The sequence below is a fragment of the Desulfogranum aggregans genome, from assembly GCF_055398265.1.
Genome location: NZ_AP042447.1, coordinates 2559912 through 2586761 on the forward strand (window position 1 = coordinate 2559912; position 26850 = coordinate 2586761).

A 26850-nucleotide genomic window follows, 5' to 3' on the forward strand; every position below is an offset into this window, starting at 1 on the left:
CCTTGGGTTACGATGAGGCGGGCTGCCTTGAAGCGAGGCTGCCAATGGCATTCGGTCTGAATTGCCGCCATCACTGCCGGAAAGATGGTCCATCCCCCCTTTTGTTCCAGGAATCGTGCCCATGAATGAACTCGACCAGATACTTTCTCTGGAAATCAAAAAAGAAGTCGCAGACAGGTATTTCGGGTTTCGCAAAGCCATCGAGGAAGATATCAAAGCGTACAACGAGCAGCTCCTGGTCTCTCTGCGCCACCTGGAACAAACAATCGGCATAGACCTCATCAGGCTGTATATTCTGCTCAAATACCCTGAACTGATCAATGATTTTTTCGAGCTCACCGGATTGAAAGACACCACCTTTTTCGACCCCTACCTGCTGGACTCACCCACAGTGAAAAAAAGGGTTTTTTCCGGATACCACTGCCGGGGCTGGACAAAACGACAACGTTTCACCCGCTTGTTTCTTGATATATACAGGGAACTCAACCAGTACCTGGCCAGCTATGACCATACTTTACAGAAGCTGTTTGTCGAACAGGAAACAATTTCCGAAGAGATCAAACTTTTTTACCGAAATAACGATTTAAGCGCAATTCTGGGGTTTTTCAGGAACCTGGAAACCGATGCCGTTTCAGATGCCCTCGGTGCCGGTAGCGACATGCATGGCGGCGGCGATGCTCAGCTCGCCGATAAAATGCGATTGCAACCGCCGCAGACAGCAGACAAGATTCTCCCAGTCATGAAACCCTTAAAACCGCTGCAGACCATCAAATCACCACTTACCCGACTTCTTCATCAGAGCTTTGAGCGCCAGGGACACCCGGATGTTCAATCTTTCTGTCGCTAACACACTATGGATCAATTTTCACCACTTTTTGCAGCACTGGGTTCGGTGCTTTTCGGCCTGCTCATGCTCGTTGCCGGTGGAGAATCCCTTATCAACGGGTCTACCCGGCTTGCCCAACGGCTCCGCCTGACCCCACATCTTATCGGCCTGACAGTGGTTGCCTTTGGCACCTCTGTTCCCGAACTTTTCATCTCCCTGACAGCCGCCTTTCAGGGCTACCCGGATATAATGATAGGCAATGTCATCGGCAGCAACATCGCCAACGTTGGCCTTATCCTTGGCTGTTGCGCACTCCTGGCTCCACTCAAACTGGAACTGAAAGAGGTGTGGACTGAACTGTTGATTGTTACAGGAGCAAGCGTTTTCCTCATGTTGTGCAGCGGATACGGTACTTTCCCACGCATCGTCGGTCTGTTTTTCCTCTTCACCCTTATCGGGTACACCTATCTAACCTACACCGGCAATGGGAAAAAAAGCGCCGAAAACAACGAACCTGTCATCAGTCGCTCACGGTTGGAGCCGGCATTCATCGGCTGCTGCATTCTTGTCGGATTGGGGTTGCTTGCCTTGGGTTCTTCGCTGTTTATCGACGGAGCAGTCGATGTGGCACGTTTTTTCGGCATCAGCGAACTGGTCATCGGTTTGACCCTGGCGGCGATCGGCACCTCACTGCCTGAGCTGGCGGCCAGCATAGCCGCCCTGCGCCAACGGGAGACAGGCCTGCTCATCGGCAACGTCATCGGCTCCAACATGTTTAACCTGCTCATGGTATTGGGCCTAACCGGTGCGATCAAACCATTTTCTCTGGAACAGCAACTGCTGTTTCGCGACCTGCCGATCATGTTCGCCTTTACCGTGGTCCTCATTCCCATATTACGCCCTAATGGAGAGACGAAAAGGTGGCACGGCCTGCTGCTGCTGTTCGCCTATGGGACCTACTGCACCTATCTCCTCTAGCCCATCCCAAACAGCCAGGACCAACGCCCCCTCCATTTCGCCTCCCTTTCCCGCCTGCGGAAGGCGGCCTCATCGCCCTTCACCTTTTCTCTGCAGCTGAACAACGGTTGGCAACACCACGGGAAGCTGTCGTCGATTATCCGTCAGCCCAGTTCTCCAATGGCACCAAAGGAAAGATACAGTTTGCCTGCAGATTGACACTGCAGGTCCCCTGTTCGTCGACACCCTGGTGAATAACGGACACCGGACGATCGGAAGAAACGACCACCACGATAATGTTGGGATGCTCGGCGGTAAAGCGCAATGCGGAATTATAGCGGGCCCCCCTAGCCAGGTCCTCACCGGCAAAAGCGCGCCCATCAAGAAGGCAGGCAAAACCGTGCAGGTGCTGGTCAGCGCCGATATGCAGGGCGCCATCAACTTTGGCCAGCGATTTGGCCAGGTTAAGGGTATGGGGCTTGCGCAAATCCAGGGAAGGCGATATTCTCTGCCCGGAAATAGTTGCCAATTCGGGGTTGAGGTCGAGAACAATGGTGCAGCCATGCTTGCGCAACTGTGCATGATGGACAAGGCTGACGGCAATTTTAAAGAGGAAATAACAGTCTGATTTATCCAGCGCCGACTCAAGCAACAGCTCCTCCAACTGCACCAGCTTTGCCTGAAAAGTAGTTGACCCGAAACGGCCATCGGCAAAACTGCAGACCTTGTTTTTATTCACCTTGAGAAAACCGTGCCGGCCCTTGAAATGGGCACGGATGGAAAAGGGCGGAAGCGCGACATCGCAAATCCCAAGAATCGATCGTCCGTCACTTACCAATCGGCGATTGGAATTCTCGACAGAGAGCAACAGCTTGCGCACATGTTTAATGTTGGCCAGTTGTGGACGGTCTCTCTCCTGAAACTTCACCAGATAATGCAACGACCCCACCATGCTGGGGTCAACAAACAACAGCTGGCCCTCCGGCCACAGGCCTTCCTCACGTGTTTCCGATATTCTGAGAATGGCGTCAAGCACCGGGTAGACACGCAGGTGGGAATCCCACCCCAAAAGCATATTCATTTCATCAACAACATGATCCCGAACGGCATGGGTGGCGTACTCCCGTAAAAAGTAACCGGAAATACCGGTGTACAAATCCTTATCATTAGCCATATCATGGGAAAAGCGCCATACGGCATGTTCAAGCCAACGTTCGGTCGGACCGGTTGAACACAGGTCAGGATGATGCTCAGTGAACCACCGTTGAAAAAACACGGAACCGGAATAGCCGCCATAGGTCAGCAAACCGGCCAGCCCCAAATCCTTGACTGCGGTGATATCTGCAAACCGTCGCCGGTCACGGGAAACGGAGACCTTGGTGCGCCACCGTTGGTCATGCACAAAAAGCGCCCTAAAAACAGGTTCATGGCCTTTGAGCAGGTTTTGCGGGTCACAGAGCATGAGCGGCTGGTCCGGCCCGAGAGCGAGAATAACCGCAGCTCTGCTGGTGCCGGAGAAATGGGAGAGACCGTCGCTTAATCCATTGAGGATATCGCTGACACAACGCCTCAAAAAAGAGTATTGAACATCCTCTGCCATGGTCAATGGCCCCTCTTGCTCCACACTATCTTGGAAAACCACTCTATGCTCGGCCATATTTCTTCACTCTGAATTCGTGACGGCGTAAAGCCCGATTCGAGTTGTATTGTGTAATTATAAAAAAAACTGGTGGGCAGTAAGTAAACTCAGGCTCACCAGTCGCCCAGGGGGCATGCCAGACTGGTACATCTGCTGCGCTGCCGAGGCTGTCGAGATCTAAGATTTCCTTTTCCTCTTGGCTACCTCATGCGCCAGTTGGCGACTGGTCAGCAACATCTCACCACTGCAACGGCAAGGGTAACAAATCGCTGTTTCCGGCGTCAAGCCGATAATCCCTTCCAATATCTCTGCTGCCCACCCCCACTCCTGATCAAAAGCCATTGGATGAACCGAGCCGCAAAGTCGACACTGACAATCGCTTCCAGAAGAAAACAGTATCCAGAAACAATGGCGAAACGCGCCTCCTTTCCGGCACCCTTAAGCAGCCCGCTTCCCCTGATGGACAAAAAACACTGGACAACCCTGCTCACTTTTCTATTGTAACAACCGAATGCTGAGAAAACGACCGCAGCAAGTACTGCATTAACGATCCCCCTCGAGCTTGAGAGTTTCGTATGGAAGAACACATTGCCAAAGAATTAACAGCGATACTCAACGCGCACCAAGATTCTGCATATGAAAATGCCTTTGAGCGGGCATTTGAACTGACAAAGGCCTATGCAGGTTCGGCCAATGCCCAAGCATCGGCAATCCCATCGGTTTTTGAAAAACTGTTTGAACTCTTCCTGACCGGCAGCACGAAAAATTGAGCTGAGGGTGGCTGGCTAGGTCTGCATCGACTCCGCAAAAAATTGCAGTTCATAGCTGGTCGCTTGAAAAAATGCACTGGTCATCTTTTCCTGCTCGCTTTTCGGCTGCCTCCCGCCAAGCTCTTCTATGATTTCTATGAAACGTTGAGTATAGGCCGTGTACTCCGCTCCATGGTAGGTGTCGATCCATTTCTGGTATCGATTACCGTGCGCGGCTGTAGCAACAATATGGTTGCCGACCAGGCCGTATACCCAAAAACAGGAAAGCAGCGCAGCGGCGGCCACGGCATACGGTTCGTTTCGGGCATGGTGCAGCAGAAAGGTGGTATACTGATCAACAACATACGATTTCCGGACAGCAGGATGGACCTGGAAATGGTGGAGAAATTCGGCATGCAGTGTCCGCTCGATCTCCACCCCATCCACGGCCAGGGCATTGAAAAAAATCCTTTCCGCCGCTGACGGCGCCCGCGTAGCCAACAACTCCAGTGCCGCGGTGTCGTCATGAAGGTAGAGGATATCCTGTGAGAGATAGTGCGCAAAACAACGGGACGGCAGCGACCCCTCAGCCAGTTGCACGGTAAAGGGGTGAGTCAGCAACTCCCTCATCACTGGCTGCACGGCATGCAAAAGCGTCTTGGTGAACGGTCCTGCCGACCCAATAGCCCCCTCTTCTCTGCTGACGACAGCGTCAACCATCGATTCATCCACGCCTATACGTGGGCGCATATAGCCACATAATCGCCCCGGTCATACCCCTCGACCGGCTGCTCCTCAACGGCATTGGAAAAGAGCGGGTGCCTGGTGAGGGTCTGAGCGTACTCGAAATTGCCGAATCCCGCCTGCTCAAGCATAACAAGCTTCTCTTTGGTTGTACGCCAGTTGGCCACCTGAACAAATTCAATGGGATAAGGGTTAAGCGGGTGCACGCCATCGAGCAACGGATGGTCCCAGGTCCCAAGCGCTTTGGCCAGATTGTACATGACCGCATAGGAGCTCTCCTTGGGGACATCAATAACAACGGCTTTTCCTCCCGGGCGTAATGCCGCATAGGCTTTGTGCAGCACACCCTGTAAGTCACTGATATAGCTAGGTGTTCCATTAAAGAGCACAGTGTCAAATTTTTTCACCCCGAAATCCGCATCCTCTGCGGTCGCTATCTCCACCGACAATCCGCGCTTTCGGGCAATTTCTGCCATCCCCTCAGAAGGCTCGATACCGTATTTGACGGATATAGCATACTCTTGATGCAGTATCGACTCAAAGAGCCCGCTTCCGCAACCGACCGAAAGAATATCACCGGCATCCTCCAGGAAATGAGCAACCAGGTGAACCTCCGAACGGAGGAGGTTGAGGTTATCGTAAAACCAGGCGTCATACTGTTGGGCATACTCATCAAATTGTTTTTTCTGATCCATTTCCTGTTCTCTTGCTTCTCGTGGTTGATCTAATCGGCAGAGCATACGCTGCGTTTTTTTGCACACTCCGCCTTCCTTGCTTTTGTACGGGCAGCCAGTGCGCATACAGTCAATCTTGTTGGTACACCCCTCTCGCGGAGGGATGGAAAAGGTATTCTACATGGTGGGAATGGGGCGAAAAAACCACGGACGTCGCCCACTCAGGAGCGCAGGCAAGGGTACATGGGAATCATCAGCTGCAGAAAAAGACAAAAAGGGTGAGAACATCCCTGATCAAGTGCCTCACCAAACGTTTTATCCAGCTCTTTCTTTATTGCAGTGAAGGGTCCGGTCCTTTTTTAACCAGTGGAATTTTGAGCAATTCAATGCCTTCTTCTTTAAGCATTTGCTCCTGCGCTTTGGTGGCAACGCCTCTGATGTTGCGCTGCTCGGTTACGCCGTAATGCATCTTTAATGATTCTTCAGCCAGTTTGGAGCCAACATCCTCAAACTGCTGCTCGACAATCTCCTGCACTGCATGGAGATATCGTAGGACTTCATGTTCCACACCCTGGTCTTCAGACGTCTTTCCGGGTTGTTCTCGCGACCGGGCGGTCTGGATGGAAGAGACAGGCGAGAGAATTTTGCTCACCCTGTTACTGCCGCAGGACGGACAGGTAAGCAAGCCCTCTTCCTGTTGCCGGTCAAAATCTCCCCGGCTTTCAAACCAGCCCTCGAACTGACAACCGCAACCGCACTGTAAATCGAAAATAATCATACCCTGCCACTCAGAGGAGCAAGTCATCTATGGATCGCATCAGCACGCTACTACTGGGGAGGGTAAACAACAGCAAACCCGTTCTTCCCCTCCACTGGGACAACCACCACAAACCTTACCCCTCCAGAGGGCAGCAGGTCACGAAAAAAAACCGGCTGCCAACTAACCAAAGGGGTGACGCCGTGCACGCAGCGGAAACGACAATAGGCTGCACCCACACCGGCACCCCAGGCTACGCGAAAAAAGTCCGATAACGGGTTGAAAAGCGCAAGTAATCAGGCTGACTTGCGGATGGAGTCCTCCTTTCCCGGCAGAATGAGATGCAGGAAGACTCCGACCAGCGCCGACAAGCCTATGCCCTGAACCATAAACCCCTTAAAGCCGAGAGCCATATCGCCGATTCCAAACACCAGGATCAAGCTCACGATAACCAAATTTCGAGGTAAGGAGAGGTCTGTTCCCTCACGGACCAGGGTATTCATACCGATTGCGGCAATTGTCCCAAACAGCAGGGTCATAATTCCGCCCATTACCGGGGTTGGAATCGTCGCCAAGACCGCGCCCAGGGTACCGGAAAAGGAGAGCAGGATGGCAGCGCATGCCGCCCAGGTCATGATTGCCGGGTTAAACGCACGGGTAAGGGTCACGGCGCCGGTTACCTCTGAGTAGGTGGTATTTGGCGGCCCACCAAGCATTGCGGCAAGCGAAGTTGCAACCCCATCCCCCATCAGGGTCCTGTGCAGCCCAGGTTTTTCCAGGTAATTTTTCCCAGTCACGCTGCTGATGGCCAGCATATCGCCAATGTGTTCAATGGCGGGAGCAATGGCCACCGGTACAATAAAAAATATTGCCTGCCAATTGAGCTCTGGCAACACAAAGGCAGGAACCGCCAGAAAAGGGGCTTCGAGAACGGGTTTGAAGTTCACCATGCCAAAGATAATCGACACCAGGTAACCTGCAGCGATCCCCAATAAGATGGAAATCAGACGTATCATCCCCCTCCCCCCCAACACTGCGGCCACGGTAACCAGCAGCGAAACCATGGCAACGGTGAGGGCAGAGCCTTGAGGAAAAAGAACAGCCGAGCCGTCACCGGTCTTACCGAGCGCCATAAAAACAGCCACCGGAGCAAGATTCAGCCCGATGACCATGATCACCGGTCCCACAACTACCGGCGGCAGCACTTTTTTGACTATCGCCCTGCCGCGAAGCTTGATCAAGAAAGCCAGTAGTATATAGACTAAACCGGCAGCGAGCAGCCCGCTCATTGTCCCGGCAATGCCCCAGGTCTGGACGCCATAGATGATCGGAGCGATAAAGGCAAAAGATGATGCCAGAAAAATCGGCACCTGCCGCTTGGTTATAACTTGGAAAAGCAGGGTGCCTGCTCCGGCAGTAAACAATGCGACATTCGGATTGAGCCCGGTGAGGATCGGGACAAGCACCAATGCCCCGAACGCCACAAACAGCATCTGCGTTCCGACAATAAGCTGTTTCCCCAATCCGATAGTTTCTTTTTCAGTGGTCATAGGTTCCCCTTCTTTCTCCGGCCCGGTCTCATGAGCCGGCCCGTCTTTCTTTGCTGTACCGAAAAGGTAGTCCAGTATTTATTTGGTACCAAAAATCTTGTCTCCGGCATCACCCAACCCAGGGAGAATATAACCGTTTTCATCAAGTCGTTCGTCAATACCCGCCACATATACATCCACATCCGGATGAGCGGCCTCGAGCTTGGCAATCCCTTCCGGCGCTGCAACAAGAAATATACCAATAATGTCTTTACACCCTGCCTGCTTCAGCATGTCGATAGTAGCGATCAGGGTACCGCCGGTCGCAAGCATGGGATCGATGATCATTGCCTTTCGTTGCCCGATATCCTGCACCAGCTTCTCAAAATAGGTTACTGGCTGCAGCGTTTCTTCATCTCGATACAACCCGACAACCGAAACCTTGGCATTGGGAACAGCCTTCATAACTCCATCCATCATCCCCAGTCCTGCGCGAAGAATGGGAACAATGGTTATCTTTTTTCCTTTGATTCGCTCCACCTCCACCGGTCCGGACCAACATTCAATGGTCACCTTCTCTGCTGGGAGGTGCTTGGTAGCCTCATAAGTAAGCAGCATACCAACCTCTGAGGCCAGTTCCCTAAAATCCTTGGTTGATATGTCCTTTTCACGAAGGTGGCCGAGCTTATGACGTACGAGAGGATGGAGAATTTCATGAACAGCCATAGAGCGCTCCTTATGCATTAATTGTTGGAAAAAATGATTCTGTTTGTAGCACGGAACAGGCGATCAAGCCAACGTAAAAAGTGGATATCCGCCGGTGCTCTCTCAACCCCCTCTTCAGGTTTGCAGGGAGCAAAACCGACAGTGTGCAGCCCTATATCACCAAGGTCTGCATAAAAATTCGTCTTGCAATAACCGCCATTTGTTGTGATGATCGAAACAAAATAGAGCATCCGCCTCTTTCCTCAAGCCTGTGGCCCAGAGACAACCATGCCTTCAGCGCCAGAAAACAAACAGCCCAGGATTACCCAACGACCGCTTTTTTACTGGATACTCCGCCGATACAGGGGACTGCAGGTACTCCTCCTGCTTATCATTGCAATAAGCCTTTTTTTTCGGGTGTTCCCCCTGGAAATGCAGCGGCGCATCATCAACGAGGCCGTTTCCCTCAAAGATGTTGAGTTGCTGTTTCTGTACTGCGGCCTTTACATGGGGGCTATTCTCCTGGCAGGACTGACCAAATACGCCATCAATGTCCTGCAGACCATTATCGGCCAAAAAATTCTGGTCGAGTTGCGCACCGAACTCTACCACCACATCCTGCAGTTGCCGCTGCAGTTCTATCGCAAAATGCAGCCTGGAACGGTTATCTCGGCCATGACTGCCGAACTCAATGCCGTTGGTTTTTTTCTGGGCGGCGCGATCGCCATCCCCCTGACCAGTATCCTCAGCTTTCTTGTCTTTCTTGGTTTCATGTTTCATCTCAGCCCGTTGCTGGCAGTTCTCTCGGTCACCGTCTATCCGTTTGAACTGGTGATAATCCCGTGGCTGCAGAAACGATACAATACAATCAACAAACAGCGCATCGCCACAACCAGATCCATGTCCAATGCGGTCAATGAAGCTATCACCGGCCTCCATGAGATCCATGCCAACGGCAGCTACCCCCTCGAAGAAAAAAGGATGTCCACCTATGTGCATATCCTTTACGGGTATCTCAAGCGACTGTTCATCATCAAATATGGAATTAAATTTGCCAATAACCTTTTTCAATCCATTGGCCCCTTCATCCTCTTTCTGGTTGGCGGCTACCTGGCCATCCATGGTGAATTCACCCTAGGTGCACTGGTGGCGTTTCTTTCCGCCTACGAAAAAGTATACGACCCCTGGAAGGAAATGCTCGAATATTACCAGGCATACCAGGACGCCACCGTACGGTATAACCAAATCATGACCATTTTTGATCACAACATTGAACATCCGCTCACCCAACCTTCACGTCCCGTGCATACGCTGAGTGGAAAAATCGAGCTCAAAGGTGCAGGTTTTTCCGTGGAGAGCGGCCTGCGGCTTCTCGACAACATCAACCTGACCATCCGCCCCAACGAGCAGGTAGCCCTGGTGGGATTCTCCGGCTCAGGCAAATCGACGCTGGCCCTGTTGATTGCCCAACTCTACAATGTCAACCATGGGCTGATCCTGCTCGATGATATGGACATCACCACCATGAGCAAAGCGGATATCAGCCAGAATATCACGATGATTGCCCAGCGACCATTCATCTTCACCGGGACCATCCGAGAAAACTTGCTCTATGCTGCCCAAGCTTGCGCTGAAAATGAGGAACAGTTGCCAAAGCGCGAGGAAGTACTGCAGGTCATCCGTGATGTCGGGTTGACCGAGGATGTACTCCGCTTTGGGTTTAATGCGGTTATTCCCAAGGAACGGGTGCTGCCCATCAAAAATGCCCTCTTGCGCATGCGCCAGATCGTTAACTCGGAATTACGAGAGCCTTTTTCCACTGTCGTCGAGCCTTACGACATCGACGTTTTTTTGGAATATGCCAGCCTTGGCAGTAACCTCATTTTTGGAGAAAGCTTATCTGAAAGATATGCTCTCAACAACCTGCCCTATAATGACCCTTTTCGTCAACTGCTCGCCGACAACGCTGTTGAGCAACCTCTGCTTGAGCTTGGTCTGACCATTGCCAGGTCTACGGTAGAAATCCTGCGCGATCTGGGAGATGACGAGTTTTTCTTTCAGGGCAGTCCGATGAAACCCCACGAACTCGAAGAGTTTGCAGAACTGCTCTCATCAACCAAAGGAAAAATGCCACAGCAAAAGAAAAAACAGGATCGATTACTGCTTCTGGCCCTACGTTTTATCCCGGCAAAACATAAGATCACGACCATGGGTGAAAGCCTAAAGAGGAGTATCCTCGCTGCCCGGCACGACTTCCTGCAGAACATTATTCACCTCGACATGGAAGCCTGCAGCCGTTCCACGGAGGTTCTGCAAAGGGATGGCATGATCCTCTCCCTCCCTGTATACGAGCACGAACGCGACTTCATCCCCTACTGCCCCTCAGAATACCTCTACAGTCATACCCTGCGCGACAACATCCTCTTTGGGGCGACCAAACAACAACTTCGCAACTATCCCGATCTCATTGCACTGGCCATGAACACGTTTGAACGTGAAGGTCTGCTCGATGAAATCCTTGACCTCGGACTTGACTTTGAAGTCGGCAGCCAGGGGGACCGCCTCTCCGGAGGTCAAAAACAAAAACTGGCCATAGCCAGAGCCTTTCTCAAGCACTCCAGCATCCTCATCATGGACGAGGCTACCGCAAGCCTGGACAACACCTCCCAGGCAAGAATTCAACAACTGGTCGAGCGGCGCTACCGAGGCAAACAAACGGTCATTGCCGTTATTCACCGCTTGGACCTCACCCCGGGATACGATAGAATATTCGTACTCAAAGACGGATCGCTTATCGAGCAGGGAACCTACGACGAACTCATGGCAAAACATGGTGCATTCTATGAACTCATCCAGGCAAACTAACGAAAACTGCAACGACGGTCAGTGCCAGATGCAAGAAGCACTCACCTTCCTGCAGCGGCTCCCCCTGTTTCGGGAAACACCGCTTGATATCCTCAAACTCTATGCCTATCTTAGTAAAAAGGAAGAATATGCAAAGGGGGAAACCATCGTCTCACAGGGCAAGCCGTGCCAAAAGATGTACCTCATCATTAAAGGACAAGTGTCCATTGATGAAGAACATGACGGCAGGCTCTACACGCTCCAATACCTCACCGATGACGGCCTCAACTATTTTGGAGAACTGGCGTTGCTCGCGCAGTTTGACTGGCCTTTTTCCGCACGCGCGGAGTCTGATGTCACCTTGCTGACCATGACCAGAGAGGCCTTCCGAAAAGTGATGGAGCGCTACCCTGAAAAATACCCGCACGCTGTGGAAAGAATCATTGCCCTGCGCATAGCCCGCACTAATGACCAGACCCGACAGCTCCTTATGCGTACTGACCCTGAACTCTGGGAAAACTAATTTAATGAGCAACCACCTCTTTAATGGAATAATCGGCATGAAACGCAGCACCTTTTTCTTCGTTCTTGTTGGCTTTGTCTTTTTCCTCGCACCAGCCCCGGCTGAAGCTGTTTCCGCCCCCAAGGAAATCGGTGGATTTCGCCTGGGAACATCCATCAATGACTATGAATTCATCAGCTACCAGAACTACCTCAAGCAAGTGATTATTGAAAATGTCGGGGTGTTTAGAAAAGGGACCATAGAATATGGAGTATGCGAGCGTCCCGGAGAGATTGTAAAGATCAAATTAAAGTTTGCCGACAACAGTGAAGCATTTTATCGAAAATTACTGCAGCTGTACAAACAGCGGCTGGGCGAACCGGATCGATACACCGGTGACGCCTTTGGCATCTTAAAATCCTGGAAGTGGTTTTTTCAGGATGAAGATGGAGAGCGGATCTCGCTGACTCTCCAGTACAACAAAAAAAACCCCAATGAAACACTGGGCAACATGGTCAAGCTGTCCATGCCGGATCGCATTAATGCTGAGCGCCTCTGCTTCAACCAAATGTGCAATAATCGTGAACCAATGCCAGCCATCCCCGAGGAAAACATCGTAGAATTCTACATTCCCAAATAATGCCCTCAACCAGGCCGATGACGCCGAAGGCGCCCAGAGCGTCCGCGGCTGAAGCAATGGCGCAGAAACAAGATCTGCGGGTGCCGCCACAACCAGCCCCGGATCCCTTCAGAGCTGTCGCCTGGAATGGGCTTAGGATAGAAGTACCTTGCGCCTGGTACCCGGCTGTTGTGCTCAAAGATTACCTCCTCTTTGAATGCCAGGACCAACCGAAAATGGCCATAAAATGGCAACAGATAAAAGGCTCGTTCTCAGCGCAACGGGTTCTCCGACGGCTGCATCGCAGCCAACCGGAGTCGTCACTGACCGAATGGAAACTGCCCCCTCCCCTTGTCAGGGCTCTTGCCCCCTGCCGCCACCATGGTTTTCAATGGCAGAACAACCCGCAGATTAAGGGGCTGCTGCTCTATTTTGAGGCAATGCACAGAGCACTGCTGCTCCGTTTTGAGCGCTACGACGAACACGAACTGGCCGATTACCTTCATGTGCTGCAAAGCATGCACTGGGCCGCATCCGATACCGCCATACCATGGGCTGTTTTCGATATTCAGGCATCGCTCCCGGCCGAGGCGGCGTTGCAGCATCATGAATTTTATCCGGGAAAATTCACCATAACTTTTACCCTGGCCGGCAGACGGCTGGTGCTTCTTCGATTCAAGCCGGCGGCCGCGCTGCTCAACGGCACCAGCCTGACCGAGTTCGGCCGACGAATTGTTGATCAAGCTCTGCCGGTTGCAGCATCAGCTGCCAGCACCGTGCGGTTGTCTTACCGGGCAAAGGGATGGCAACGACTGCTGAGCACATTACAGAAAAAAGCGGCATGTATCGACCTCTACCTCACCCACCATCAACAGGAAAACATGATCCTCGGGGTCCTCATAGAAGGGAAAAAGCCGTTGCCGCCCGAGCAGACGGCAGCCATCACTGCCCAGTACCAGCCATTTTCCACCGCCACCGGAAACACCTGACACCGATTCCCCCCGTATACGCAATGTCCGCACACCATCAATCCAGCTCATCCTCACCAAACAGGCAACAGGCTCTTGATTGTATCCCGTTGATACATCCCGATGCACGCTCCAGTGAAACCGAAGAGGGAATCCTGCTGACCTACACAGTTGAGGTAAAGCCTTTTTTTCGCCGTTTGGCCAAGGTTTTTTCTGCTGCAGCGAGTTCAACAATTGAGCGACAGCTGCAGCTTGATCATCTGGGAAGTTCGGTATGGGGTCTGATAGATGGAGAGCGCAGTGTTCGGGAAATTGCGGCGGTCTTTCAACACCAGCATCAACTGGATAGTCGTGAAGCGGAGATATCGGTAAGCGGTTTTCTCAGAGAACTCGGTAAACGCGGTCTGGTAGCCATGCGCCCTCCCAGCTAGCCCCAATTTTTCCTGATCCCCTGATGGGTTTTTATAGTTTTTTCAATGCACTTTTCGCCGAGCAAATGAGCAGAGCGTGGAAGCCGACAAAGTGCTCACTGACCATCACGCCACAGGGCTTCATCCGCCCGGCAGCAAAAAGCGTTTCTGGATGAGCTGAAGATCGGTCCAGGTGGCCCGCTTCAATTCTTGGTGAGCAAGGAGAAAACGAGGGTGGAAGGTGACCATCACCTCGATGGGATACTGGTCATAGTAACGATAGCGATGAAACGTCCCCCGCAGCCTGACCACGGGTTTGGTGCTGTTGAGCACCGCCTGTGCACTGCAATCCCCCATGGCGCAAATGACCGATGGCCTGATGGCGGCAATCTCACGAAACAGAAACGGCAGGCAGCGAACAAGTTCTTCCTGCCCCCCGGAGACGGCCTTGGGTCCCTGACATTTCAAACAGTTTGTGACATAGACATCGGTCATGGATAACCCCAGCGCACTTACCATGTTCACCAGCATCCTGTCTTCCGCCTCTCCAAACAGGAAAGGTTTTTCCCCTGGTGAAAGGTCGCAGCAATAATCGCCGACAAACATAAGCCGCACTTTTCCGGTGGCGGCTGAGGAGGGCACAGCCAAAGTGTTAGTGGACAAAGTGCATTGCCTACAGGCTGCGACATGGCGGGAGAGTTCTTCTATGGCCTTGCCGTCCACTGTCTTATCCGGGGAGACTGGTGGTGTTTCTGATCGGTTGGACGCTCTCCGGCGTGGCGTTTTGGCGGTCGATGGTTGCGGAGAGGAGGTTGGTGGAGGTGTACTCGGCCTCAGCCCCTCGATTATCGGGTAGCTGCCGATGCCGATCTGCCGATGAAATTGCAGCAACCGACGCATCTCGGCCGCCACGCCAGCTAACTGCTGTGGGGACACCCGCAGCTTCGCCGTGGTTGATGCCTGTCGGTCTCCTCTCTTTTTGGCTGACAAAATACTTTCCCGTGTTTACTGTTGTGTTCAAATATGACTGCAGGCGGACCGCGTTGAGCCTAGCCACCACCATTCGATGCAGGCTGTGTCCGGATGTTTTTCCGTAACCTGCTTATCCCTTTGTCTGAGGTACCGATTATGCCAATTTTTGAGTATGAATGTCGTGACTGCAACCATCACTTCGAAGTTCTGACCACCACATCGAACCAGTCCGAACCCGTTATCTGCCCCCAATGCCAGAGCTCGGATGTAGTAAAAAATCTATCAGCATCATCTATTCGCATCGGCTCACCTGTTCGCCCCTCCAGAGGCTCCTCATCAGGCTGTTCCTCCCCTTCGGGTTTTTCCTGAGCCTAGTCCACATTGAACCCGTGCGGTTCAATTGCTTTGCCGGTGTGCAACCACCATCACAAAGGCTGCACACCGTAGTGCCTCCTGGGCATACCCTTATTTTTTCCTTCGTGACCGGCTGAAATCATATACCTCTTCGTTCTTTTTCAGCATCCCGTGCTTTTCTCGTGCAAGCTCCTCAATATAGTTGTCATCCTTTTTCAACCGTTCTATTTCTTCATTGAGGCTGATGTTGGCCTGGCGCAACTGTGCATTTTCCCGAGCTACCTTTTCCAGTTCTTTTTTGAGGCTACGGTGATGGAAAATGCCTCTCCCTGGAAGCAACAGCAGGACAAAAAAACCAAGAAGTGCGAACAGTAGACCAAGTCGCCACAAAAGTTTGCGATTGCGATGTACCTGCTGTTGACGGTCACGGCGCTCAGCCATACTCCATTATCTCTTCGAAAAAATAACTATGGTTACCGCTGGAGACGATACCCGAATCTTTACCGCCTGCACAGCAAGTATCCTTATTTTTGGACGAGCTGTTCAGCGCGGTCAATGCCCAGTAACCGAATCAGGAGGATACCCGTCTCATAGAGAAGATAGAGAGGACCTCCCATAAGCGCCATATTGACGACATCGGGGGTCGGAGTCAACAGTGCGGAGAGAATGGCAATTCCCAGCACCGCGAATCTTCGGTTTTTCTCAAATGTTCTCCGGGCAATAATCCCCACCTGTGAACTGAATATCATGAATACCGGCAGCTCGAATATCATACCAAAAGCAAGGATAAAGAGGGTGACAAAGTTTACAAATCGACCAATGGAGATGACAGCCTGCATATTTTCCGATTGAAAACCAAGCAGAAACTGTACCCCGAAAGGCAGGGTGACCAGATAACAAAAAACTGTCCCTCCGTAAAAAAGCAGGCAGGTGGCGGCCACGAACCAGAAAAGTTTTTTTCCGGTTACACCAAAGGGTTTTCCCATGGCCTTCCACAGCACATAGGTCAGCAACGGCATCAGCAGGTACAAGGCACCGAAAAAGGCGACCTTTACATGCGCAAGAAATGGCCCGGCAACGGAAAAGAAATACAACTGTTCATCCAGATGCTGTTGAAAAAGGAACAGCAGGTGGGCGGAAACCAGAAAAAGCACTCCCGTCCCCGCGGCCAGACAAAGGCCCAGCAGTTTGATTGATTTACGTAATTCACTGAGAAAAATGATAAAGTTATTGCTGATGTTCACAACCGCTTTGTTGCACTCCCTATGAAGGTTAGCCGTCCCTCCCCGCGAGGTACCCTGAAAGGTAGCAAACCGCAACCGATAAGGCAATCGATTGTGGTGCATTTGCAGATACCCCACCATCATGTCCACTATTCCCGGCTACGGCTGCTCCTTGTCCGCTGTCGCTGACAGGGTGGCAGGGAGGTACCAGCAGGCAGATGAATTGCCGTTGCGTTTCCCTCGCAGCCGTGATAAAAAACGAGGTTGCTTTGAACGCACACTGATTCCATCTACCCTATACCCTCGCCTATGCTAGAATTACGCTTTATCAGAGAAAACCTGGAACTTGTTCGCGAAAAAAGTCTCCTCAGAGGCGTTGACCCGACCCTGCTCGATCGATTCGCAACGCTCGACAATCAGCGCCTCGCGCTCCTTGGAGAAGTCGAACATCTGAAAAACCGACGCAACACGGTGTCCAAGGAGATAGGTCCGCTGAAACAATCCGGCGAACATGAAAAAGCAGAACCCCTCATTGTGGAAATGAGGGAGGTGGGAGATCGAATCAAAGCCCTAGATGACGACCTCGGTGCGATTGAGGCTTCCCTTAACGACATTGTCCTTTCCATCCCCAACCTCTGCGATGACAGTGTACCCCAGGGTAAGGATGACAGCGACAATGTGGAGGTGAAACGGTGGGGTACGCCACCGAGTTTTACGTTTGCACCAAAGCCTCACTGGGAACTGGGAGAGCAGTTGGATATCCTTGATTTCGAAACCTCGGCCAAGCTTGCAGGGGCTCGCTTTTGCCTGCTTAAAGGTTTTGGCTCTCGACTGTCCCGCGCGTTGGTCAATTTCTTCCTCGATCTCCACACGCAAAAACACGGCTACACGGAAGTGCTCCCACCGTTTATGGTAAACTCCACAACCATGACCGGCACCGGGCAATTACCTAAATTCAAGGAAGACCTGTTCAAGATCGATGACTGGGACCTGTGGCTCATACCAACCGCCGAAGTACCGGTGACCAATATCCACGCCGGCGAAACCCTGAGCGAGGAACAGCTTCCTCTCTATTATACTGCCTACACGCCCTGTTTTCGTTCTGAAGCCGGCTCGTATGGAAAAGACACACGGGGGCTCATCCGGCAGCATCAGTTTGAAAAAGTCGAGCTGGTCAAATTCACGACCCCGGAGCAGTCGCGAGCGGAATTGCAACGTCTTCTCACTGAAGCGGAGACAGTCCTGCAGCTCCTTAAACTGCCATACCGTGTTGTCAATCTCTGCACAGGCGATCTGGGCTTCTCTGCCACACAGACCTTTGATATTGAAGTATGGCTCCCCGGGCAGCAAACCTACCGCGAGATCTCCTCCTGCTCTAACTTTCTTGACTTCCAAGCGCGTCGAGCCGGCATTCGCTACCGACCCCAGGGTCAGAAAAAAAGCCGCCTGGTCCATACGCTGAACGGCTCCGGGCTGGCTGTGGGACGAACACTGCTCGCCATCATGGAAAACTACCAGCAGGAAGATGGTTCCATCGCCATTCCAGAAGTGCTGCAGCCCTATTTTACCAACCGCTTCAGCTGATTATCGCTGGAAAGGTCTGAGGGTCAACGCTCTGCATCGTTGTCGCGTTTTCCCTCCAGCGCAAGGCGGAGCAGTTCGTCCAGCAATTGAGGAAAGGCAAGGCCTGCGGCGGCGGCGGCCTGCGGCAATAGACTTGTCGGTGTCATGCCTGGGATAGTATTTGTTTCCAACACAAAGATGTCGTTTTCACCGATGATCATATCGGTGCGACTATACCCGTTAAGCTGCAGGCACCGGTGAGCCTTCAGGGCATATTGCTGAGCAGTTTTCCGCACTTCGTCGCTCACGTCCGCCGGGCAGATCTCTTCGCTGGCGCCAGCCACATATTTGGCCTCATAATCAAAAAAATCAAATCGGCTATCCGGGATGATTTCTACCAGGGGTAAAGGCGAGAGTTCTTTATTCCCCAGCACACCGACTGTAATTTCCCGGCCCTGTATATATTCCTCCACCATGACTTCATCATCATGCTGAAAGGCCTTTTCAAGCGCGGCACCCAGCTCCTGCTGATGCTTGACAATCGCCATCCCTATGGACGACCCCTGTTTCACCGGCTTAACCACGAGCGGCAAACGCAGCTGAGCTAATATTCCCTGCGGGTCGGAACAATCGTCGGGATGCGCCATTACCCAGGGTGCTACCGGCAGCCCATCAAGTCGATAGAGCACTTTAGCCAGGTTTTTGTTCATGGCCAAAGCACTGCCAAGTACACCCGCTCCCTGATAGGGAATCCCGAGAAGATCAAGAAATCCCTGGATTGTCCCATCTTCACCAAAAAGGCCATGTAAGAGAATAAAGGCAACATCTATCTGCTGGGCATCACGGGCGATGGCGGCAAGATCAGTAGCCGGATCATAACGCACCACTGCATATTTCTCCCGATCAAGGGCTGCCTTCACCCCCTCCGCACCTTTGAGCGAGACCTCCCTCTCATCCGATTTACCACCGGCAATAAGGGCCAATCGAATTTTTGCCATGCTTCCCTCCTTGATAAGATTATGTTTCACTGCTACCCACCTTACCATGTTCACCCAAAAAACAGTAGAGACGACCCTTCTTTTCCCGGCAGCGTCGGGTCAACCTTGCGCATCCTTGACTATGTCGTACAAGGTGATCGCGGCCTGTTTGCACATTTAGCAGCGTTCGCGTCCCCAGGCCCAACATTTAGCCCGCTGCCCTGTAAAGAGGATTGACATTTGCAATACCCCAAGGTATACTTAAAAATTCTACTAACAGCTTACTATTTTCCACACTAGCACTCTAACAAGGATGTGATGCATCATGATCGAAGTAGAAGTTAAAGGCGACCTTGAATACGCAATTCGGCAACTGAAGAAAAAACTGCAGATTGATGGTATCAAGCGGGAGTTGAAGCGACGCGAATTTTATGAAAAGCCAAGCGTAAAAAAACGCCGCAAAGCTGCTGAAGCCCTTCGAAAACTTCGTAAATTTAACCGGATGAAAAATCGAGGTTAAATAAAGCCCGGCAGACCGCCGGGTTTTTTTATTGTGTCCTCTCCTCCTGCAGCCTTCCCAAGCACCCTGGGGGAACCGCTCGCCCACTTCCTCCAACACCTTACCGTCCACCGCCGGTTAGCGCAGAATACTGTTATCGCCTACAAAGCGGACCTGCACCAGTTCTGTTCATTTCTTACTGACAAAGGCATACATGATTTTGCCGCGGTCACCAGAGAGGACCTTCAGCACTATTTTCGCATTTGCCACCAACGGCAACTCAGCACACGCTCCTCTGCACGGCGTCTTGCTGCATTGCGGGCATTTTTCCGTTACCTGCTGCAGCATGCGCTGGTTGCGACAGACCCGGTTGCCGAGATTGATCCGCCAAAACTAGGGAAAAACCTGCCAAAAGCGTTGACTCCAAAAGAAGTAGACCGATTACTCTCCCGTCCCGCGACCTCTGCCCCCCTGCCTTTGCGCAACTGGACCATGCTCCACCTCCTCTATGCAACAGGCATCAGGGTATCGGAACTTGTCGGTCTGCCGATGAACGGATGCAGTCTTGCAAGCGGTCACTTGCGGGTGCAGGGAAAAGGCGATAAGGAAAGGATCGTCCCCTTTGACGCCGAAACAACCGCTGCCTTGCGGGAATACGTTGAACGAGCACGCCCGACCCTGATCAAAGATCGCTCAAGCAACATGCTTTTTCTCTCCAATCGCGGCAAGGCTATGACCAGAAACCGCTTCTGGCAAATTATCAGGGAGTGTGCCCGCACCAAAGGCATTTCCAGGGAAATAAGCCCCCACATGCTGCGCCATTCCTTTGCCACCCACATGCTGGCGGGCGGTGCAGACCTTCGTTCTGTCCAGATGATGCTGGGGCATGCTGATATTGCCACCACCCAAATCTACACCCATGTGGACAGCAGTAGATTGAAGGCCGCTCATCAACGATACCACCCCCGCAGCTGATGATATCGTCGGAACTCTCTGCTTAACCGCTACAGTGTCCCTTCATTCCTCAGTAGTCAAAATGAGCGGGGTGGTCTGGTTGCTTCTCCACACAATCCTCTTCTACTGAAAACACCCGTCGAAGAACGAGGGTAATACCGTTGCTGGCTCAGAAGACTGTCAGCAATTCCCCTGGGCTATCCTGGCAGACGAGATCTACGCGTACCCCCGGATGCTGTTGGAGTTTTCGCTTAGCCTCGCCCCAAACCAGGTCCGGATGGTTATTCGTCTCGCTCAAATGCGCTAAAAGGAGCTGTCGGAGCGCGCCTCTTCCTGCCAGATCAGCGGCAAAATCCAAGGCCTCACCATTGGCCAGATGGCCTGTTTTGGAGCGGATTCGCTGCTGCAGTGCGAGCGGATAAGGACCATTGTGTAACAGCTCAGGATCGTGGTTGGACTCCAGAATGAGGGTATTGCAGGAGCAGAGATGGTGCATGATCAACCGGGTAATCTGTCCGGTATCCGTACAATACCCAACCTTGAGTCTTCCATTGCTGATGACAAACCCCACAGGATCAGCAGCATCATGGACAACGGAAAATGGATGAATATGCAGGTCATTGATGGTCATCGACTCACCGGTGATAAACTCCCGTTGTACCGCCAGTTTACCCATTTTTCTCTGCCCTGCCTGATAGCAGGCCTGATTGACAAATACTGGCAGCCTGTACCGCCGGGACAATACCCCTACTCCGGCAATATGGTCATTATGCTCATGGGTCACCCAGATTGCAGTCAATGATGACGCCTCTCTGCCAATAGCTGCCAAGCGACGCTCGATTTCCTTGCCGGAGAAACCGGCATCAATCAGCAGGCGAGTGGTACCCGACTCAACATAGGTACTATTCCCCCTGCTGCCGCTCCCCAGGACACAAACCTTCATCCTCCCTCCACGGTCAACGTATGCCGGTGTGGCCGAACCCGCCCTCGCCCCGCTGGGTGCTTTCGAGACGGTCAACAATGGTAAAGTCAGCCTGGCAGACCGGGGCCAGAACAAGCTGGGCAATTCGGTCTCCACGATGAACCGTATAGGGTTGGTCAGAAAGGTTAATCAAGGCTATTTTCACTTCCCCCCTATAATCAGCATCAATGGTTCCCGGGGCATTGACAATGGTGATCCCGTGTTTTACGGCAAGTCCTGACCGCGGACGCACCTGTATTTCATACCCCTCTGGTATGGCAACAGAAAACCCTGTTGGAATTAATACCCGCTCTCCAGCACCAAAGGTAACCGAATCGCTCACAGCAGCGAGCACATCCATTCCGGCCGAATACTCGGTCTCGTAGCGGGGAGGACGCAAATCCCTGTCGCGATCAGGATCAAGCCATGCAAGGAAGACAGTTTTTTTTTCCATTCTAGGCCTTGTTTTTTCGATACCTGTTAAAAAAAAAGCCGGTTGCTCTCCAGAGGAACAACCGGCTCTACGCTCATCAATTCATCGAAGACGGAAGACTGAAGACTACTCCTCCCCTTCCTCCAAGGCAGCCTTGCGACTGAGACGAATCCTTCCGCGGCTGTCGATCTCAATCACTTTGACCTTGACCATATCACCTTCTTTAAGAACATCGGTTACCTTGTTGACCCGGCTGTGTTTAAGTTCGGAAATATGCACCATGCCGTCAGTACCGGGCAGAATCTGCACAAATGCGCCGAAATCCTTAATGGTCTTCACCTCACCTTCATACACCTTACCTACTTCCGGGACAGCGGTAATCTCTTCAATTCGCTTGACCAAGGCCTTAGCTGATTCAGCGTTATTACTGAAAATCTTCACCGTTCCGTTATCCTCCACATCGATCTTGGAGTCAAACTCGGTGGTCATTTCACGGATGATCTTCCCACCAGGGCCAATTATATCCCGAATTTTATCGGGGTTAATCTGCAGGCTGATATATTTGGGCGCATGCTCAGAGACTCGATCGCGTGGAGACTCGATCGCCTCGTGCATCTTTCCAAGTATATGGACCCTGCCGCCACGAGCCTGGGCAAGGGCTTTCCCCATTATTTCCCTGTCCACACCATCGATTTTGATATCCATCTGCAGACCGGTGATCCCTGAATCAGTACCGACAACCTTAAAATCCATATCGCCAAGATGGTCTTCATCGCCAAGGATATCGGTGAGGATGACGACCTTCTCCCCCTCTTTGATCAATCCCATGGCAACCCCGGAAACCGGGGCTTTTACAGGAACACCTGCATCCATTAATGCAAGGCTGGCACCGCACACTGTGGCCATGGAAGAAGATCCATTGGACTCCAGCACCTCGGAGACCACCCGCATGGTATAGGGGAATTCATCCTGAGCCGGCAGAACAGCATCCACCCCTCGGCGAGCGAGGGTACCGTGACCAATATCCCTCCTGCTCGGTCCGCGGAGGAATCGCACCTCACCGACACAAAAAGGCGGGAAATTATAGTGGAGCATAAACCGACGATAAACGTCACCGCTCAACCCTTCAAGGTGCTGCTCATCCCGTTCACTGCCCAGGGTGGAAATAACCAGGGCCTGGGTCTCACCACGGGTAAAAAGTGCAGATCCATGCGCGCGCGGCAGAATTCCCACCTCACAGTCAATGGGCCTCACCTCTTCAAAGGAACGACCATCTAGTCGCTTGCCCTGGGAAACAATACGGTCGCGCATAACGCGTTTTTTATAACTGCTCAGTAGTTCGAAGACCTCTTTTTCGTCCTCATACAGTTCGGGGTCGACCTGGGTGATGACCTCTTCCTTCAGCTGGTCGTACCGGTCTCCACGGGCCATCTTTTCAGCGGTATTCACCACCTCTTCCATTCCCTGGGCCGCCAACGCCTCAACCTTTTCCTGCAGAGCGGTGTTAACGGTCGGCGCAATGACCTCACGCTTTGCCCTTCCCACTTCCTGCTGTAGCTGCAGCTGCAGTTCAATCAGGGGCTGAATCTGTTCATGAGCAAAAAAGATCGCATCAAGGACCGTGTCCTCACTCAGCTCTCCTGCTCTCCCTTCCACCATAACCACAGCCGAGGCTGTACCGGCAACCACCAAGTTCAGTTGCGACTTCTCCAATTGCCCGTTGGAGGGGTTAAGCACATACTCGCCATCGACGTAGCCGACTCTGGCAGCGGCAATTGGCCCTGCAAAGGGAAGGTCTGAGAGCATCAGCGCGGCAGAAGCGCCATTCATCGCCAGGATGTCCGGATCAAAGTTCTGATCTGCCGAAAAAACAGTGGCAATGAGTTGTGTTTCGCACATATATCCATCGGGAAAAAGCGGTCTGAGCGGCCTGTCGATCAACCGACAGGTAAGGACTTCCTTTTCACTGGGTCTTCCGATTTCCCGGCGGAAATAGCTGCCTGGAATGCGGCCGGCAGCATACATTCGTTCCTGATACTCTATGGTCAGGGGCAAAAAGCCCATGTCTTTTGCTTTCTTTTCAGCGACTACGGTGACCAACACCTTGGTGTCACCGCTGGAAACGACAACAGAACCATTGGTCTGCTTGGCCATTTTTCCGGTTTCAAAAGTTATCTTCTGACCACCGATCTCTACTTCACGTAGTGTATACATAGATTCTCCTGTTCCTCATGGATTGGGAACATTGTAGTAACATTGATCCTGCTACAGGTAGATGGGGTCACAAAGCCACAAAGGATACGCCGGCAAAATCAACATCTTGCCTGCCGTATCCTTTGTGTCTTTACTCCCCTGCCATGACTGCAACAGAATCGCAAAAAGGCGACGGGCAGGTACCTTTCAATCGCCCTGCCCGTCACCTCTTTCATTTATTTACGAATACCGACTTCCTTGATCAGTTCCCGATATTTTACGATATCTTTTTTCTGCAGATATTTTAACAGGCTTCTCCGACGGCCGACGAGTTTCAGCAGCCCACGCCGGGAATGATGATCCTTGCTGTGGGTCTTGAAATGTTCCGTCAGGTACTTGATCCGGTCGGTGAGCAAGGCTATCTGCACCTCGCAGGAACCGGTATCGCCTTCATGGGTTTTAAATTTTTCAATAATTTCTTTTTTCACTGCATTTGACTGTGCCATAAAGCACCTCCATTTGTCCTTCTGCTGCCAGCAAAGCACCTGCCCTCAGCCTTGTCTGGAGTCTGGATAAATAGTCCTCTCACCGGAGTCAGAGGGGTAACTCCGGAGGACTTGTAAACATTATTTTCCCACGCGCAATACGTGAGGAGCTTCTTTTCCCTGCTGCTGGTCGATTATTTTTACGGCTGCCTCAACCGACAGCATGGTTTTCATCAGCTCATTAAGGCCTGTTGATTCGTTTAACCGCTGCCCATCTACAGCCTGTTCCACCCGAAAAGGGCCACTGGCCGTTCGCCGCAATTCGATAAGGTGTGCGCCGCACCCAAGTGCACGACCAATGTCTTGGGCCAAGACCCGAACATATGTCCCTCGACTGCAGGTCACTTTCAGCCGAACCCGATCGAAGGGTGCCAATTCTCCGGTTAGGGAATATATTTGAATGGGTTTAGGCGGCTTGGTGATCGTGATTCCTTGTCTGGCATAATAATACAGAGGCTTGCCCTTGTGCTTTGCCGCGGAAAAGGGTGGTGGAGCCTGCATCTGTGGGCCGGTAAACCCTGCAAGACATGCAGTGAGCTGGGCCTGGGACAGCGGCGGCACTGGAACGATCGAGGTCACTTCTCCTTCCGGATCCAGGGTGGTGGTCTCCTTTCCCAACTGCAAAATCGCCAGGTAGGTTTTCTGTCCGCCCATGAAATGTTCAATATTCCGGGTAGCAGGCCGGCCCGCACATATGATAAGCAAACCGCTGGCAAACGGATCAAGGGTTCCCGCATGACCGACTTTTTTTATGCCCAACAGTCGTCTCACCTTGTGCACCATCGCAAAAGAGGTGGCATCCACAGGTTTATCGACCAAAAACACGCCTGCAGTAAAGAGCTGCTCCATCACTGGCAAACACTGCTCCTCAAACGGTTCAACCCATGGCCTGCTGCAAAAGAGGAATCAGCATATCGCGCACAGCATCAATGGATTGATTATGGCAGCGAAACCCGCTGGCATTTTTGTGCCCGCCTCCACCTAACTGTGCTGCCACGGTAGCTACATTGCAGTGTCCTTTGGCCCGCATGCTGACCGATACCAGATTTTCATCGACCTCCTTCAGAAAAACAGCCACCCGGACAGAGCGTACGGATCGCGGAAGGTTGATAAAATGCTCGGTGTCCTCCATGGTGGTAAAGGTTCGCTCAAGCATATTGCGGGTTACCCGGATAACGGCAATGCGGTCTTTGTGGAACATTTCCAGGCTAGCCAACACCTCCTGCAGCAGTTGCAGCCGCCCCAGGGTATAATTATCATACAGATTGGAAGCTATCCTGGCCGGATTCACGCCACGCAGGATCAATTCCCGCGCCACGGTCATCGTGTGTTCACTGGTCGATTCATATTTGAATGAGCCGGTATCAGTGGTTATGGCAGCGTAAAGGCACTCGGCTGCTTCAAGGTTCACGTCCTGACCCAGTGCCAGGGACAAGTCAAAAACCATCTCCCCGGTTGAGGACCTGGTCGGCTCCACCCAAGCCATATCGCCAAATCCATTGTTGCCCTGATGGTGATCAATTACCATGAACGGCCTAATCTGCATTAGACGGGGCCCGTTCTTTCCCAATCGTTCACGATCACCGCAGTCAAGGCTGACAGCCAGGATATTCTCACCGGCATTGTCGACAAACTGTTGCAGAGCATCCAAGTCGGTTTGTATATGCCCGCACCCGGGCAAAAAACGGTAGAGCTGGGAAGCTGGCTCTTCCATGTAGGCAAACACATTTTTTCCGAGACCAAGGGCGAGATACATCATCCCGAGCAGGGAGCCGATAGCATCGCCGTCCGGATTGATATGGGTCGCCAGTACGATATTATCAGCTCCCCGGATCGCGGTTGTAATGTGGTCAGGAACCTTCATTTTTCCTTTCCTTCTCAATCTGCCGAAAAAGCGAATCAATGCGTTCCAGCTCTTCGTTTTGATCATCAAAATGAAAAAAGAGATCAGGAGTGAAGCGCAGGTTGATGGTGGTGGCAAGGTGACTGCGGAAAAACCCTTTTGCCTTATGCAGTGCTTTGTTCACCGGCTGAATATCGCTGCCCGCAGGGAGCGTATAATACACCTTGGCCTGCTTCAGGTCAGGAGTTACGATCACATGAGAAACGCTTACCGCTGCCAGCCGCGGGTCACTGACCTTCTGCAACAACGCCAGCGACAATTCATTTTTTATTGCCTCGGCCACTCGCTTAGGCCGTGAACTTTCCGGGCGTCCAAGCCCGGGAAGAGTAAAATCAAAATCCATCGTTTTT

The 26850-nt window shown here is 52.2% G+C and carries 30 protein-coding genes; 12 read left to right on the plus strand and 18 right to left on the minus strand.

Annotated elements, in window-relative coordinates:
- The first annotated feature begins 121 nt into the window (after positions 1-121).
- Positions 122-847 (plus strand): hypothetical protein, encoded by a 726-nt coding sequence (locus ACZ52Z_RS11345; protein WP_464266903.1) that lies wholly within the window; start codon positions 122-124, stop codon positions 845-847.
- Between the two features lie 6 nt (positions 848-853).
- On the plus strand, positions 854-1804 hold the full coding sequence (locus ACZ52Z_RS11350) for a calcium/sodium antiporter (RefSeq protein ID WP_464266904.1): 951 nt from the start codon (positions 854-856) through the stop codon (positions 1802-1804).
- A gap of 136 nt (positions 1805-1940) precedes the next feature.
- Here the strand turns inward: ACZ52Z_RS11350 and ACZ52Z_RS11355 are convergent, their stop codons facing one another.
- Positions 1941-3440 carry a DNA integrity scanning protein DisA nucleotide-binding domain protein gene (locus tag ACZ52Z_RS11355; RefSeq protein WP_464266905.1) on the minus strand — a complete coding sequence of 500 codons (1500 nt, stop codon included), beginning with the start codon at positions 3438-3440 and terminating at the stop codon, positions 1941-1943.
- Positions 3441-3997: 557 nt separating this feature from the next.
- Between ACZ52Z_RS11355 and ACZ52Z_RS11360 the strand changes: the two genes are divergently transcribed.
- Positions 3998-4192, plus strand: coding sequence for a hypothetical protein (locus ACZ52Z_RS11360; RefSeq protein WP_464266906.1), 195 nt, complete (start codon positions 3998-4000; stop codon positions 4190-4192).
- A gap of 15 nt (positions 4193-4207) precedes the next feature.
- Here the strand turns inward: ACZ52Z_RS11360 and ACZ52Z_RS11365 are convergent, their stop codons facing one another.
- The 6 genes from ACZ52Z_RS11365 to ACZ52Z_RS11390 all read right to left on the minus strand — a co-directional run bounded on the left by ACZ52Z_RS11365 (position 4208) and on the right by ACZ52Z_RS11390 (position 8831).
- On the minus strand, positions 4208-4921 hold the full coding sequence (locus tag ACZ52Z_RS11365; protein WP_464266907.1) for a TenA family protein: 714 nt from the start codon (positions 4919-4921) through the stop codon (positions 4208-4210).
- Complete coding sequence (locus ACZ52Z_RS11370) at positions 4906-5610, minus strand: class I SAM-dependent DNA methyltransferase (protein ID WP_464266908.1); 705 nt, start codon at positions 5608-5610, stop codon at positions 4906-4908. The genes ACZ52Z_RS11365 and ACZ52Z_RS11370 overlap by 16 nt, the downstream gene beginning before the upstream one ends.
- 310 nt (positions 5611-5920) lie before the next feature.
- Positions 5921-6367: a DUF1178 family protein gene (locus tag ACZ52Z_RS11375; RefSeq protein ID WP_464266909.1), complete on the minus strand. Its 447-nt coding sequence runs from the start codon at positions 6365-6367 to the stop codon at positions 5921-5923.
- Between the two features lie 275 nt (positions 6368-6642).
- Positions 6643-7896 carry a uracil-xanthine permease family protein gene (locus ACZ52Z_RS11380; protein ID WP_464266910.1) on the minus strand — a complete coding sequence of 418 codons (1254 nt, stop codon included), beginning with the start codon at positions 7894-7896 and terminating at the stop codon, positions 6643-6645.
- 78 nt (positions 7897-7974) lie between these two features.
- On the minus strand, positions 7975-8601 hold the full coding sequence (upp, locus tag ACZ52Z_RS11385; protein ID WP_464266911.1) for a uracil phosphoribosyltransferase: 627 nt from the start codon (positions 8599-8601) through the stop codon (positions 7975-7977).
- 17 nt (positions 8602-8618) lie between these two features.
- Positions 8619-8831, minus strand: a complete 213-nt coding sequence (locus ACZ52Z_RS11390; RefSeq protein WP_464266912.1) for a hypothetical protein — start codon at positions 8829-8831, stop codon at positions 8619-8621.
- A gap of 37 nt (positions 8832-8868) precedes the next feature.
- Here ACZ52Z_RS11390 and ACZ52Z_RS11395 point away from each other — a divergent pair, with 37 nt between their 5' ends.
- The 5 genes from ACZ52Z_RS11395 to ACZ52Z_RS11415 are packed head-to-tail and all read left to right on the plus strand — an operon-like array spanning position 8869 to position 13944.
- Positions 8869-11445 (plus strand): ABC transporter ATP-binding protein, encoded by a 2577-nt coding sequence (locus ACZ52Z_RS11395; RefSeq protein ID WP_464266913.1) that lies wholly within the window; start codon positions 8869-8871, stop codon positions 11443-11445.
- A 28-nt stretch (positions 11446-11473) separates the two neighbouring features.
- Positions 11474-11947 carry a Crp/Fnr family transcriptional regulator gene (locus tag ACZ52Z_RS11400; protein ID WP_464266914.1) on the plus strand — a complete coding sequence of 158 codons (474 nt, stop codon included), beginning with the start codon at positions 11474-11476 and terminating at the stop codon, positions 11945-11947.
- A 4-nt stretch (positions 11948-11951) separates the two neighbouring features.
- Complete coding sequence (locus tag ACZ52Z_RS11405) at positions 11952-12566, plus strand: hypothetical protein (RefSeq protein ID WP_464266915.1); 615 nt, start codon at positions 11952-11954, stop codon at positions 12564-12566.
- Between the two features lie 56 nt (positions 12567-12622).
- Entirely contained in the window at positions 12623-13534 is a 912-nt protein-coding gene (locus ACZ52Z_RS11410; protein WP_464266916.1) for a hypothetical protein, read from the plus strand.
- Positions 13535-13557: 23 nt separating this feature from the next.
- The gene (locus tag ACZ52Z_RS11415; RefSeq protein ID WP_464266917.1) at positions 13558-13944 is read left to right on the plus strand and encodes a PqqD family protein; all 387 of its coding nucleotides are present in this window, start codon (positions 13558-13560) and stop codon (positions 13942-13944) included.
- A 120-nt stretch (positions 13945-14064) separates the two neighbouring features.
- Here ACZ52Z_RS11415 and ACZ52Z_RS11420 read toward each other — a convergent pair whose 3' ends face one another.
- Entirely contained in the window at positions 14065-14913 is an 849-nt protein-coding gene (locus ACZ52Z_RS11420; protein WP_464266918.1) for a uracil-DNA glycosylase, read from the minus strand.
- Between the two features lie 138 nt (positions 14914-15051).
- Between ACZ52Z_RS11420 and ACZ52Z_RS11425 the strand changes: the two genes are divergently transcribed.
- Positions 15052-15264, plus strand: a complete 213-nt coding sequence (locus tag ACZ52Z_RS11425; RefSeq protein WP_464266919.1) for an FmdB family zinc ribbon protein — start codon at positions 15052-15054, stop codon at positions 15262-15264.
- Positions 15265-15360: 96 nt separating this feature from the next.
- Here the strand turns inward: ACZ52Z_RS11425 and ACZ52Z_RS11430 are convergent, their stop codons facing one another.
- Both ACZ52Z_RS11430 and tatC read right to left on the minus strand, forming a co-directional pair.
- Positions 15361-15690 (minus strand): FtsB family cell division protein, encoded by a 330-nt coding sequence (locus ACZ52Z_RS11430; protein WP_464266920.1) that lies wholly within the window; start codon positions 15688-15690, stop codon positions 15361-15363.
- A gap of 83 nt (positions 15691-15773) precedes the next feature.
- On the minus strand, positions 15774-16595 hold the full coding sequence (gene tatC / locus ACZ52Z_RS11435; RefSeq protein ID WP_464266921.1) for a twin-arginine translocase subunit TatC: 822 nt from the start codon (positions 16593-16595) through the stop codon (positions 15774-15776).
- Positions 16596-16781: 186 nt separating this feature from the next.
- Here tatC and serS point away from each other — a divergent pair, with 186 nt between their 5' ends.
- On the plus strand, positions 16782-18056 hold the full coding sequence (gene serS, locus ACZ52Z_RS11440; protein WP_464266922.1) for a serine--tRNA ligase: 1275 nt from the start codon (positions 16782-16784) through the stop codon (positions 18054-18056).
- Between the two features lie 23 nt (positions 18057-18079).
- Here serS and ACZ52Z_RS11445 read toward each other — a convergent pair whose 3' ends face one another.
- A complete protein-coding gene (locus ACZ52Z_RS11445; RefSeq protein WP_464266923.1) occupies positions 18080-19033 on the minus strand; it encodes a D-alanine--D-alanine ligase family protein in 954 nt (317 codons plus the stop codon).
- A gap of 307 nt (positions 19034-19340) precedes the next feature.
- On the opposite strand from ACZ52Z_RS11445, the gene rpsU reads away from it, so the two are divergent.
- Together rpsU and xerD are read left to right on the plus strand one after the other, a co-directional pair.
- On the plus strand, positions 19341-19532 hold the full coding sequence (rpsU, locus tag ACZ52Z_RS11450) for a 30S ribosomal protein S21 (RefSeq protein WP_369125042.1): 192 nt from the start codon (positions 19341-19343) through the stop codon (positions 19530-19532).
- 33 nt (positions 19533-19565) lie between these two features.
- Positions 19566-20486 (plus strand): site-specific tyrosine recombinase XerD, encoded by a 921-nt coding sequence (gene xerD, locus ACZ52Z_RS11455; RefSeq protein WP_464266924.1) that lies wholly within the window; start codon positions 19566-19568, stop codon positions 20484-20486.
- A 148-nt stretch (positions 20487-20634) separates the two neighbouring features.
- Here xerD and ACZ52Z_RS11460 read toward each other — a convergent pair whose 3' ends face one another.
- The 7 genes from ACZ52Z_RS11460 to rbfA all read right to left on the minus strand — a co-directional run bounded on the left by ACZ52Z_RS11460 (position 20635) and on the right by rbfA (position 26843).
- On the minus strand, positions 20635-21408 hold the full coding sequence (locus ACZ52Z_RS11460) for an MBL fold metallo-hydrolase (protein ID WP_464266925.1): 774 nt from the start codon (positions 21406-21408) through the stop codon (positions 20635-20637).
- Positions 21409-21421: 13 nt separating this feature from the next.
- Positions 21422-21880: a dUTP diphosphatase gene (gene dut / locus ACZ52Z_RS11465; protein ID WP_464266926.1), complete on the minus strand. Its 459-nt coding sequence runs from the start codon at positions 21878-21880 to the stop codon at positions 21422-21424.
- A gap of 105 nt (positions 21881-21985) precedes the next feature.
- A complete protein-coding gene (pnp, locus tag ACZ52Z_RS11470) occupies positions 21986-24073 on the minus strand; it encodes a polyribonucleotide nucleotidyltransferase (RefSeq protein ID WP_464266927.1) in 2088 nt (695 codons plus the stop codon).
- A gap of 215 nt (positions 24074-24288) precedes the next feature.
- Positions 24289-24558: a 30S ribosomal protein S15 gene (gene rpsO / locus ACZ52Z_RS11475; RefSeq protein ID WP_464266928.1), complete on the minus strand. Its 270-nt coding sequence runs from the start codon at positions 24556-24558 to the stop codon at positions 24289-24291.
- A 120-nt stretch (positions 24559-24678) separates the two neighbouring features.
- Positions 24679-25446 (minus strand): tRNA pseudouridine(55) synthase TruB, encoded by a 768-nt coding sequence (truB, locus tag ACZ52Z_RS11480; RefSeq protein ID WP_464270785.1) that lies wholly within the window; start codon positions 25444-25446, stop codon positions 24679-24681.
- 28 nt (positions 25447-25474) lie between these two features.
- On the minus strand, positions 25475-26461 hold the full coding sequence (locus tag ACZ52Z_RS11485) for a DHH family phosphoesterase (RefSeq protein WP_464266929.1): 987 nt from the start codon (positions 26459-26461) through the stop codon (positions 25475-25477).
- On the minus strand, positions 26448-26843 hold the full coding sequence (gene rbfA, locus ACZ52Z_RS11490; protein WP_464266930.1) for a 30S ribosome-binding factor RbfA: 396 nt from the start codon (positions 26841-26843) through the stop codon (positions 26448-26450). The genes ACZ52Z_RS11485 and rbfA overlap by 14 nt, the downstream gene beginning before the upstream one ends.
- Between the last annotated feature and the right edge of the window lie 7 nt (positions 26844-26850).